The 10,820-nt window shown below is 74.9% G+C and carries 9 protein-coding genes; 4 read left to right on the plus strand and 5 right to left on the minus strand.

Features of this window, described 5'->3' with window-relative positions; genetic code table 11:
* Nucleotides 1–121: 121 nt before the first annotated feature.
* Complete coding sequence (locus tag ACFV0G_RS23320) at nucleotides 122–730, minus strand: TetR/AcrR family transcriptional regulator (protein WP_380551102.1); 609 nt, start codon at nucleotides 728–730, stop codon at nucleotides 122–124.
* Nucleotides 731–859: 129 nt separating this feature from the next.
* On the opposite strand from ACFV0G_RS23320, the gene ACFV0G_RS23325 reads away from it, so the two are divergent.
* On the plus strand, nucleotides 860–2,356 hold the full coding sequence (locus ACFV0G_RS23325) for an APC family permease (RefSeq protein ID WP_380551123.1): 1,497 nt from the start codon (nucleotides 860–862) through the stop codon (nucleotides 2,354–2,356).
* 6 nt (nucleotides 2,357–2,362) lie between these two features.
* On the plus strand, nucleotides 2,363–3,244 hold the full coding sequence (locus ACFV0G_RS23330; protein ID WP_380551105.1) for a carbon-nitrogen hydrolase family protein: 882 nt from the start codon (nucleotides 2,363–2,365) through the stop codon (nucleotides 3,242–3,244).
* 209 nt (nucleotides 3,245–3,453) lie between these two features.
* On the opposite strand, the gene ACFV0G_RS23335 is transcribed toward ACFV0G_RS23330, so the two are convergent.
* From ACFV0G_RS23335 to ACFV0G_RS23350, 4 genes are all read right to left on the minus strand, one after another.
* The gene (locus ACFV0G_RS23335) at nucleotides 3,454–4,266 is read right to left on the minus strand and encodes a DUF1206 domain-containing protein (protein ID WP_380551108.1); all 813 of its coding nucleotides are present in this window, start codon (nucleotides 4,264–4,266) and stop codon (nucleotides 3,454–3,456) included.
* A 125-nt stretch (nucleotides 4,267–4,391) separates the two neighbouring features.
* Entirely contained in the window at nucleotides 4,392–6,119 is a 1,728-nt protein-coding gene (locus tag ACFV0G_RS23340) for a thiamine pyrophosphate-dependent enzyme (protein ID WP_380551111.1), read from the minus strand.
* A 45-nt stretch (nucleotides 6,120–6,164) separates the two neighbouring features.
* Nucleotides 6,165–7,736, minus strand: coding sequence for an FMN-binding glutamate synthase family protein (locus tag ACFV0G_RS23345; protein ID WP_380551126.1), 1,572 nt, complete (start codon nucleotides 7,734–7,736; stop codon nucleotides 6,165–6,167).
* Nucleotides 7,737–7,840: 104 nt separating this feature from the next.
* Entirely contained in the window at nucleotides 7,841–9,085 is a 1,245-nt protein-coding gene (locus tag ACFV0G_RS23350) for a phosphatidylserine/phosphatidylglycerophosphate/cardiolipin synthase family protein (protein WP_380551114.1), read from the minus strand.
* A 238-nt stretch (nucleotides 9,086–9,323) separates the two neighbouring features.
* On the opposite strand from ACFV0G_RS23350, the gene ACFV0G_RS23355 reads away from it, so the two are divergent.
* The gene (locus tag ACFV0G_RS23355; protein WP_380551117.1) at nucleotides 9,324–9,758 is read left to right on the plus strand and encodes an ATP-binding protein; all 435 of its coding nucleotides are present in this window, start codon (nucleotides 9,324–9,326) and stop codon (nucleotides 9,756–9,758) included.
* Nucleotides 9,759–9,812: 54 nt separating this feature from the next.
* Nucleotides 9,813–10,754: a YihY/virulence factor BrkB family protein gene (locus tag ACFV0G_RS23360; protein WP_380551120.1), complete on the plus strand. Its 942-nt coding sequence runs from the start codon at nucleotides 9,813–9,815 to the stop codon at nucleotides 10,752–10,754.
* Nucleotides 10,755–10,820: the final 66 nt, after the last annotated feature.

Here is a 10,820-nt window from a genome sequence, read left to right on the forward strand (position 1 = left end):
GGGGGGGGTGCGGACCCCGGCCGTGGCCCCGCGGGCGAACCCCCCCCCGGCGGGGGCCCGGGGGGCCCCGCCGCCCCCCCCCGCCCCCCCCCCCGCGGGCCGGGCCCGCGACGCCGCCGGGTCAGCCGCGGCCGTCCGGGTCGTACCCGGTGACGGCGCGTGCGTAGGCGTGCAGGGCGTGGACGACCTCGGCCCGGCTGCGCCGGCCCGCGAGGATCTCCATCTGGTAGCCGTCCTCCATCGCCACGAAGCCGGCCGCGAGCAGCCGCGGCGGGTCCTGGAGGGTGAAGTGCCCCTGGGCCTGCCCGAGGACCAGGATGCTCGTGTACACCGCGATCTGACGTTCTGTCAGCGCGCTGTCGAGGGCCGCCGCCCGGGCGTCGCGCAGGCAGCGCGGCCAGTACTCGAAGAGAAGCCGGGTGAGGGCGTCGTCCGGTCCCGAGGCGACGCCGTGGTCGATGCAGGCCGCGAGCCTGTCCCGGGCATCGGTGAAGCGGTCAGCGGCCTCCTCCCGCTCGCGGCCGAAGCGCTCGATCGCCTGCCGGTAGGTCTCGTGGACCAGCGCGTCGAGGTCCCCGTAGTACAGCACCGCGGCCGGCGTCACCCCGGCCTCCTCGGCGATGTCGCGCAGCCGGAGCCCCTCCAGTCCGCGGGTCAGCAGGGCGCGCTGCACGGCCGCCCCCAGCTCGGCCCGGCGGGCCTCCTTGCTGCCGCCCTTCTTCGCCGCCACGGTCCTGGCCCTCCTTGCTCGACTTCATGGGGCTTTAACGATATCCGAGCAGCTCTTGACGGTGAAGGCGCCACGTCTTTAAATCTGCGTTTAACACGTTCACCTTCCGTGAGGACCCCCACCGTGACGATGAACCCCACCGCCGGAACCAGATCCGGCACCCCGCCCGCCCCCGCCGACAAGGGACTGCGCAGCGGCTCGGTCGGCCTGCTCGCCGCCGTCGCCCTCGGCCTCTCCTCGGTGGCCCCCGCCTACAGCATCGCCGTCACGCTCGGCCTGGTGACCCTCGTCGTCGGCCATCTCGCCCCCGCGGCGCTGCTGCTCGGATTCGTGCCGATCCTGCTCACGGCGTTCGCGTTCCGCGAGCTCAACCGGGAGATGCCCGACTGCGGCACCACCTTCGTCTGGACCACCCGGGCCTTCGGGCCGCTGGCCGGCTGGCTCGGCGGCGGCTGGGTCGTGCAGATCGCCACCCTGATCGCGATGACCGCCCTCTCCCAGGTCGGCGCCGGCTACCTGCTCCAGGTACTCGGCCTGCACGGGCTCGCCGACAGCACCGCGGCCGTCACCGCGACCGCCGTGCTGCTGCTGGCCGCCCTGACCGCGGTGGCCCGGCGCGGCGTCCGGATCGCCGCCTCGCTCCAGTACGTCCTGCTGGCCCTCCAGCTGATCGCCCTGTTCGGCTTCGGCGCCGCCGCCCTCGCCCGGCCCGGCGCAGCCACGCCCTCGCTGTCCTGGCTCGACCCGTTCGCGTTCGGCGGTCTCGGCCCGTTCGCCGAATCCGTCCTGCTCTGCCTGTTCATCTACTGGGGCTGGGACGCGCTGATCACCGTCAACGAGGAGACCAGCGACAGCGACCGCGTCCCCGGCCGCGCGGTGCTGGTGTCGACCTTCGTCCTGCTCGGCACCTACCTGTTCACCGCGTACGCCGCCATCTCCTTCGCCGGCACCGGCGGCACGGGCGTGGGCCTGGGCAACGCCGACAACGCGTCCGACGTCCTGGCCACCCTCGCACCCTCCGTACTCGGCGGCGCCCTGGCCGAGGTGGTCCGGCTGGCCGTCTGCGTCTCGGCCCTCTCCGCGCTGCTCACCTGCCTGATCAGCAGCCCGCGCGGCACGCTGTCGATGGCGGCGCACGGGGCGCTGCCCGCGGCGTTCGCCCGGATCCACCCGGTGCACCGCACGCCCGCCTTCGGCACCACCGTCTTCGGCGCGGCCGCGGCCGGCCTGCTCGTCCTGCTCGACCTGGTCTCGACCCGCTTCCTGGGCGACGCCATCCTCTCGATCGGCCTGCTGATCGCCTGCTACTACGGCATCACCGCCCTCGCCTGCGTCTGGTACTTCCGGCGGCAGTTGCGCAACTCGCCGCGCGACCTGCTGGTCAAGGGCGTGATGCCGCTGCTGGGCGGGCTGATGATGCTGGCCGCGTTCGCCCGCAGCGCCCACGACATGCTGGCGGCCGACTACGGCAGCACCTCCTTCGCCGGGATCGGCGGGGTGTTCCTGCTCGGTGTCGGCTCCATCGCGCTGGGCCTGCCGGTGCTGCTGGCCGTCCGCTCCCGCCACCGCCGCTTCTTCGCCGAGGGCCGCACGGCCGTCAGCGAACTCACCGTCACCGAGGACTGATCCCTGATGCGCACACTCGCCGTCGCCGCCCTGCAGACCGCCCCGGTCACCCACGACCCGGAGGCCTCCTGGACCCGGTTCGCCGACCAGGTCCGGGCCACCCGTGACCTCTTCCCGCACGTCCAACTGGTCGTCGCGCCGGAGCTGCTGCTCGCCGCCGAGGGCCCGCTGCTCGGGCCCGCCCCCGCCGACTGGATGGAGACGGTGGCGCAGCCCGTCCCCGGCCCGCTGACCGACCGGCTCGCCGCGCTCGCCGTCGAGACCGGCCTGTGGCTCGTGCCGGGGTCCGTCTACGAGCGCGCCGCCGACGGCACCGTCCACAACACCACCCCGGTGATCTCGCCCGACGGCGCGATCGTCGCCCGCTACCGCAAGGTGTTCCCCTGGCAGCCGTACGAACGGGCCTGCCCCGGCGACGCGTTCACGGTGTTCGAGATGCCGGGCATCGGGCGGGTGGGTCTGGCGATCTGCTACGACGGGTCGTTCCCGGAGACCATGCGCCAACTCGCCTGGCTCGGCGCGGAGGTCGTCATCCAGCCCACCCTGACCACCACCCGGGACCGCGAGATGGAACTCGTCTGCGCCCGCGCCAACGCCTGGACCAACCAGATCTACGTGGTGAACGTCAACGCGGCCGACCCGGCCGGTGTCGGCGCCAGCGCGATCGTCGACCCGGAGGGGATCGTCCGCCAGCAGGCCGGCTCCGGCGAGGAGGTGCTCGTCGACGTCCTCGACCTGGACACCGTCACCCGGGTCCGCCGCTACGGCTCCGCGGGCATCAACCGCCCCTGGGCCCAGCTCGCCCGCTACGGCTCGACCATCGACCTGCCCATGTACGGCGGCACCTTCCGGACCCCGGACTGGCTCAAGGCCGACGACGCCGACTGATCCCGGACCCGGCCACCCCGGCCCGCGCGCCGCTCACCGTCCGATGCCGGCGAGCGGGGCGCGGTCGGCGCGGGCACGGGGTGCCCGGAACGGGTGCGCAACGGCCGGGCGTCGTCGACGCCGTCCGTGCGAGAAGCGGTGGTTGTCGGCCCGGGACATGTCGCGGGGGCAGCGACGACGGACGGCAATCCGTACTCTCGCCACGCTCCCTACAGCCGGCGCCAGCGGGCCGAGGCGAAGGAGAAGGCGCCGAACAGGACCAGTCCGGCGGCCACGGCGACGAGCAGCCACGGTCCTGCGGCGCTGGTGGCGAAGGAGCGGAGGGTGTCGTCCATGCCCTTGGCCCGGCCCGGGTCGAAGCGGACGGCGGCCACCAGGACGAAGACGCCGGCGCCGCCGAAGACGGCGCCGCGCGCCAGGTTGCCGGACACCCCGGTCGCGGTCACCGCGGTCCGGGTGCGCCGCCCCATCGCGCCGGTGTCCAGCTTCCGCAGGAACCGGCGCTGCACCGCCCGTACCGCGACCCCCACCCCGATGCCCACCAGGGCCAGGCCGGCCGCGCCGACCAGGAACCGCCCGCCCGGCAGGCCCAGTGCGGACGCCGTCCAGTCCCGGGACGCGGCGTCGCCGTTCGAACCGCCGCTGCTGCCGGCCGCGTAGGCGGCCGTTCCCCAGCAGACGGAGCCGTAGAACACGGCGCGGCCGGCGCAGAGCAGCCGGCTGCCGGTGCTCCTGCTGCCCGCCTCGCCGAAGACCGCGGTGGACGCCCGCCACAGCGCCATCCCGGCGAAGCCGGCAGCCAGCGCCCACAGCAGCACCGACCCGAACGGCTGGGCCGCGATCCGGTGCAGCGCACCCTGCCGGTCGGCCTCCTCCCCGCCGTCGCCGAAGGCGATCCGCAGCGCGAGCACCCCCACCAGCACATAGACCACGCCGCGCGCGGTGAACCCCGACCGGCCCGCCGCGCGCAGGACGCCGCCGCGCGTGCCGCCCCGGGCCCGACCCTCGACATGGGACGCCATCGCCATCCACCTCTCACCGGTCCGGCCCGCGGCCGGACTCCGACATCCGTCGCCGCCCGTCTGCCCGGCCCCGGGCCCGGCACGCCCGCCGCACGGGCCGCGCCGAGTCCACCACGGGGGAGTGCTCAGTCCCGGCGCCCGTTCAGCAGCTCCTTGGCCTTCGCGACGCCGAAGTCCCAGCCCTGCCGGAGGGTCGGCCGGGCCGGCACCGCCACCTCCTGCGGATTGGTGAGGACGTCCAGCAGGACCGGCCCCGGCGTGGCGAACGCGGCGCGGACACCCTCGTGCAGGCCCGCGGCCTCCGTCACCCGGATCCCGGTGATCCCGAGCGCGGTCGCGACCGCCGCGAAGTCGGGATTGTCCAGCTCCGTCCCGAACTCCGGCAGCCCGTTTTGCTCCTGCTCCAGCGTCACCATGCCGAGCCTGCGATTGTCGAAGACGATCAGCTTGACCGGCAGCCGGTGGATCCGGACGGTCAGCAGGTCGCCCAGCAGCATGCTGAGGCCGCCGTCCCCGCAGAACGCCACCACCTGCCGGTCCGGGGCCCACAGCTGCGCGCCCAGCGCCTGCGGCATGGCGTTGGCCATCGACCCGAGGTTGTAGGAGCCGATCAGCCGGCGGTTCCCGCGCATGGTGACGAAGCGGCTCAGCCAGACGGTCGCCATCCCGGTGTCCGAGGTGAAGACGGCGTCGGCGTCCGCAATGGCGTCCACGGCCGCGGCGAGCGCCTCGGGCCGGACGTCGTCGCCCGGGTTGTCCAGTGCGGCGCGCAGCCGCCCGGCCGGGCGGTCGTCGTGGCCGGGATCGGCCAGCCGGGCCTGGTCGGCCTGCCACTGCGCGAACCGCCCGCGGGCGTCCTCCAGGTGGTCGCGCTCGTGAACGGTGTCCAGCATCGGGAGCAGGGCCCGCAATGTGGCCCCGACATCGCCGGCGAGCCCGGCGTCGACCGGGGTGCGCCGTCCGAGGTGCGCCGCCCGCACGTCGATCTGCACCACCGTGCACCCCCTCGGGTACCAGTCGCGGTAGGGGAAGTCGGTGCCGAGCATCACCAGGGCGTCGCAGGAGTCCAGGGCGTGCGCCGCCGCCGGATTGCCGATCAGGCCGGTCTGGCCGACCTGGTAGGGGTTGTCCCCCTCGAAGCCCTCCTTGGCCTTCAGGGTGAGGACCATCGGCGCGGCCAGCCGCTCGGCCAGCGCCAGCACCTCGGTGCGCGACGCCCGGGCGCCCTGCCCGACCAGCAGGGTCACCCGGGAGGCGGCGTTGATCAGCTCGGCGGCCGCCCACACCTCCGGGTCGTCCGGACGTACGACCGGGCGGCTGCGCGGGAAGGACAGCGGGCGGTCCCCGGGTACCTCCAGCGGGCCGACGTCCGCGGGCACCGTCAGCACCGCGACGCCGCCCTCGGCGAACGCGGTACGCACCGCCGCCTCCAGCTGCCGGGGGACCTGCCCCGGGTCGGTGACGGTGGCGCGGTGCACGGCCACGTCCCGGAACAGCAGGTCGTTGTCGACCTCCTGGAAGTAGTCGCCGCCGAGCTCGGAGACCGGCACCTGGCCGGTGATCGCCAGCACCGGGGTGCGGCTCTTCGCCGCGTCGTACAGGCCGTTGAGGAGGTGCACCGCGCCCGGTCCGACCGTGCCCATGCAGACGCCGAGCGTCCCGGAGAGCTGCGACTGCGCGCTCGCCGCGAAGGCGGCCGCCTCCTCGTGCCGGCAGCCGATCCAGTCGATGCCCTCACTCGTGCGGATGGCATCGGTCAGCGGGTTGAGCGCGTCCCCCACCACCCCGAACACCTGGCGGACGCCCAGCTCCTGCAGGGCGTCGATGATCACGCGGGCGACGGTTCGTGCCACGGTTCTCTCCTCGGTCGGGGTTGTACGGGCGCGGCTGCGCCCCGGTCAGACGGTGAAGCGGTCGGGGTCGGCGGCCAGCCAGTCCGCCGCCCACGCCGCGGGCGGCCCGTCGAGCAGCTCGCCCGGGGCGAGCGGCGGGAACAGCTCGGCGTGCGAGCGGACGGTGTGCTCATCGACCCGCCGCAGCAGCATGTCCGGGCCCAGCCCCGATGGGTCCCGCACACCCATCGCGGCCATGATCTGCAGGGCGCTGCGCACCGTCGCCTCCTGGTAGCGCTGCACGCGCAGCGCCTTGTCGCCGACGTCCAGCGCACGGGCGCGGCGCGGGTCCTGGGTGGCGACCCCGACCGGGCAGGTGTTGGTGTGGCAGCGCTGTGCCTGGATGCAGCCGAGGGCGAACATCATCGCCCGCGCGGAGTTGGCGTAGTCGGCACCCTGCGCGAGCCGTTTGACCAGGTCGCTGCCGGTGGCGACCTTCCCCGAGACGCCGATCCTGATCCGGTCGCGCAGACCGGTGCCGACCAGCGCCCGGTGCACGGTCGCCAGTCCGTCGGTGAGCGGCAGGCCGACGTGGTCGGCGAACTCCAGCGGCGCCGCGCCCGTGCCGCCCTCGGCGCCGTCGACGACGATGAAGTCCGGCGTGACGCCCTCCGCGCGCATCGCCTTGCAGACGGCGAGGAACTGCCGGCGCGAGCCGACGCAGAGCTTGAAGCCCGTCGGCTTCCCGCCGGCCAGTTCGCGCATCCGCGCGATGAACAGGACGAGCTCCCGAGGGGTCGTGAAGACCCGGTGGTAGGGCGGGGACAGCACCGTCCGACCCTGCGGGACACCGCGGACCGCGGCGATCTCGGCGGTCACCTTCGGCCCCGGCAGGACCCCGCCGATGCCGGGCTTGGCCCCCTGGCCGAGCTTCAGCGACACGCACTTCACCCGGTCGTCCGCGGCCTTCTCGGCGAACTGCGCCCCGTCGAAGGCCCCGTCCCCGTCCCGGCAGCCGAAGTAGCCGGTGCCGATCTCCCAGACCAGGTCGCCGCCCGGGCGCAGGTGGTACTCCGACAGGCCGCCCTCGCCGGTGTCCTGGGCGAACCCGCCGCGCGCCGCACCGGTGTTGAGAGCCAGTACCGCGTTGGCCGAGAGCGATCCGAAGCTCATCGCCGAGACGTTGAGCAGGGCCATGGCGTACGGCCGGGAGCAGTCCGGGCCGCCGACCTCCACGGTCGGCACCCGGTCGGGGACGTCGCACGGCGCCAGGGACGGCACCAGGTACTCGCGGCCGCTCCGGTAGAGGTCCTGCTCGGTGCCGAACGGCTCCTCGGCGTCGGTGCCCTTGGCGCGCTGGTAGACGATGGTGCGGGTGTCGCGGTCGAACGGCCGGCCGTCGACGTTGCGTTCCACGAAGTACTGCTGGATCTCCGGCCGGACGGCCTCCATCGCGAACCGCAGCCGGCCCAGCACCGGGTAGGCACGCAGGATCGAGTGCCGCCGCTGCAGCACGTCCCGCGCCGCCGCCGCGCAGGCGGCGCCGCAGACGGCCGCCGCGGTCCACCACCACGGGGAGACCAGCAGGGCCGCCGCCACGGCGGCGACGGCGCACCCGGCCACGACGGTCCACAGCACTCTCAGTGTCAGCACGCCACGCTTCTCACCCCGCCGCGCGGTTTCACTCCACTGCTCCCGCCGCCCGGCCGAGGGGAGCGGGAGCGGTGGCCGCCGCCGACCCGTCAGAGGAAGTGCCGGACGGGCGCGGTGGCCGCCTCCAGCACGCGCCGCACCGGGCCGCGCCGGCGCCAGCGCGCGGCGGCGAGCGGCTCGCTGCGGGCCAGGTCCTCGTCGAAGTGCCGGTCCAGCCGGGCGGTGAACTCCTCGTCCACGACTGCGAGGACGACCTCCTCGTCGTGGTCGAGCGAGCGGCGGTTGAAGTTCGCCGATCCGATCACCGCGGCGACGCCGTCCACGGTGAGGATCTTGGCGTGCATCATCGTCGGGGCGTACTGCCACACCGATATCCCGCACCCCGCCATCTGCTCGTAGTACCGCTCGCCGGCGAGCAGGCAGACCCGCTTGTCGGTGTGCCGGCCGGGGACCAGCAGCTCCACCTCGACCCCGCGCCGGGCGGCCGCGCACAGCAGGTCGACGAAGTAGTCGTCCGGGGCGAAGTACGCCGTGGCCAGCCGGAGCCGCTGCTCGGCCGAGGAGATGACGACCCGCATCAGGGTCTGCAGGTCCTGCCACCCGACGCTGGCGGAGCCGCGGACCACCTGGACGACCGCCGGTCCCGGCTGGTCGTGGTCCTCGAAGCGGTCCGCCTCGTCGTACAGCGCGTCCGGCCGGCACTCCGCCCAGTTCTGGGCGAAGGCCGCCGCGATGCCGTCGACCGCCGGGCCGCGGACCTGGACGTGGGTGTCGCGCCACTCGCCCGGGTGGCGGGCGTCGCCGCACCACTCCTCGGCGATGCCCACCCCGCCGGTGAACGCCGTCCGGCCGTCCACCACCAGCACCTTGCGGTGGCAGCGGTGGTTCTGCTTCAGCGGCGACAGGCGCACCGGGCGCCGGAACCAGGCCACCTGGACGCCGGAGGACGCCATCAGCTCGACCAGTTCGGGCTCGATCAGGCGGCTGCCGAACCCGTCCAGCAGCAGCCGCACCCGCAGCCCCTGCGCCGCCTTGCGCGCCAGCGCCTGTGCGAACCGGCTCGCGATCTCGCCGCGCCAGTACACGAAGGTGGTCATGTCGACCGTCCGGGTGGCGCCCTCGACGGCCGCCAGCATGGCCGGGAAGATCTCGTCGCCGTTGCGCAGCGGGACGAGTTCGTTGCCCTCGGTCGCGGCGATGCCGATCAGGCCCTCCAACCGGCGCCGCAGCCGTCGGCCGCGGGCGGCGGGGGCAGTGCCGGTGGGGCCGGTCGCCGCGGATGTGGATGCGGATGCGGGCGGCGCGGTCTGCGGTGCGACGGGTTCGGACAGCACGAGATCTCCTCGAGGAACGCGGGCGGGCCGTCCACCGGGAGGCGGCCCGCCGTGGCCGGACGGTGGCGCTCGGGTACCCGCTGCCCGCGGTTCGACGCGTCCCTGCCCGCCCGGGGGCGGAGCTCGGACCGGGCGGGCCCGCGTCCCGGGAGCGCACCCGAGACCCGGGGGAGTACCGGCCGGCGAACCGGGGCAACCGGTCGGGGACCTCGGCAGCAGCACGCGGAAGGAGCGACCGGTGGACACGCAGGACCCGAGACTGGGTGCGCTCGGCTGGGCGCGGAGGCTGCCGGTCGCCGGCGGCGTACGGGCCGGCCGCGACTGGGCCCGTCGGCACCTGGACGAGCTGGGATGGACGACCAGCGCCCCCGAGACCGCGGACGCCGTGATCCTCGCGGTGTCGGAGCTGGTCGCCAATGCGCACGTGCACGCCCGCAGCTCCGCCGACCTGGTGCTCACCTGGGACGGCCAGTGCCTGTACGCGGCCGTCCACGACTCCGACCCGCGGCTGCCGGGCCCGCCGCGCGCGGCCGGCGACGACGCCACGTCGGGACGCGGCCTCGCGCTGGTGGACGCGCTCGCCGACGACTGGCAGGCTCGGCCCGAACGTGAGGGCAAGACCGTCACCGCCTGCTTCCACCCGCCCGGCAGACCGGGCCACGAGGACGGCTGACCGCCGGACGCTCGCGGTCCTGATCGTCCCCACGCTTCGAGAGGCGCCTCCCCGATGACGGCAGAGCACAGCACCGCCCCCGCCGCCCCGGCCGGCCGGGACCGTCCGGCCCTCGGCAGCCGGACCCCGGGCCGGGGACGGGCCTCCTGGTGGCCGGCCCTGCGGGCGACGCCGGTGGCGATGTGGCGCGACGACGTGACCGACCACGCGGCCGCGCTCACCTACTACGCGATCCTCGCCGTGCTGCCCGCGCTGCTGGTCGCCGTCATCGCGTTCGGCATGATCAGTCCGGCCACTGCGGAGAACTTCGTCGCGCACGTCAGCGCCTACGCCCCGGCCGGCTCCGGCAGCCAGCTGCACGACGTGCTGGACCGGATGCTGCGCCCGGATTCGGCGGCCTGGAGCCTGCTCGCGGGCGGCACCGCGAGCGCGCTGTGGTCCGCCTCCAGCTACCTGGCGGTCTTCCGGCGCACCCTGCACCGCATGCACGGGGTGCAGGACCGGCGCTCGCCCTGGCAGACGGCCCACCGGATCGTGCTGACCGCGGCCGCCCTGCTCGGCCTGCTCCTGGTCAGCGCCCTGCTCCTGCTGCTGACCGGCCCCGCCGCCGAGACGGCGGGGCGCTTCCTGGGGGTGGACGCGCCCGTTGCCTGGGCGTGGGGCCTGCTGCGCTGGCCGGTGCTGCTCTGCCTGGTGGCCGTCCTGGTCCTGGTCGTCTTCCGTACCGGCCCGGCGCCCGCCCGCAGCCGGGCGAACAGTGTGCCCGGCGGTGTGCTGGCCGCCGCGCTCTGGCTGGTCGCCTCGGCCGGCTTCGCCCTCTACACCTCGGTGCTGAGCACCTACAGCGAGCTCTACGGCTCACTCGCCGGGGTCGTGGTCTTCCTGGTCTGGCTGTGGCTGTCCAACCTCGCGCTGCTGGCCGGTGCCCAGTTCACCGCCGAACTCGCGAAGGAGCCCGGCCGGCCCGGGCGGGGCGGGGCGGGTTCGCCGGGGTGAGGTTGTCCGGGAACGGGTGAGGGGGCCCGGCGGGTGGCGCGCGCCGGGCCCCGGCGGGGTGGCGCG

This window comes from Kitasatospora sp. NPDC059571 (assembly GCF_042735675.1).
Taxonomy (GTDB): domain Bacteria; phylum Actinomycetota; class Actinomycetes; order Streptomycetales; family Streptomycetaceae; genus Kitasatospora.

Coding starts and splice junctions, on each gene's coding strand:
- ACFV0G_RS23325 (WP_380551123.1), top strand. CDS start 860: ATGAACCCCACCGCCGGAACCAGATCCGGCACCCCGCCCGCCCCCGCC.
- ACFV0G_RS23330 (WP_380551105.1), top strand. CDS start 2,363: ATGCGCACACTCGCCGTCGCCGCCCTGCAGACCGCCCCGGTCACCCAC.
- ACFV0G_RS23335 (WP_380551108.1), bottom strand. CDS start 4,266: ATGGCGTCCCATGTCGAGGGTCGGGCCCGGGGCGGCACGCGCGGCGGC.
- ACFV0G_RS23360 (WP_380551120.1), top strand. CDS start 9,813: ATGACGGCAGAGCACAGCACCGCCCCCGCCGCCCCGGCCGGCCGGGAC.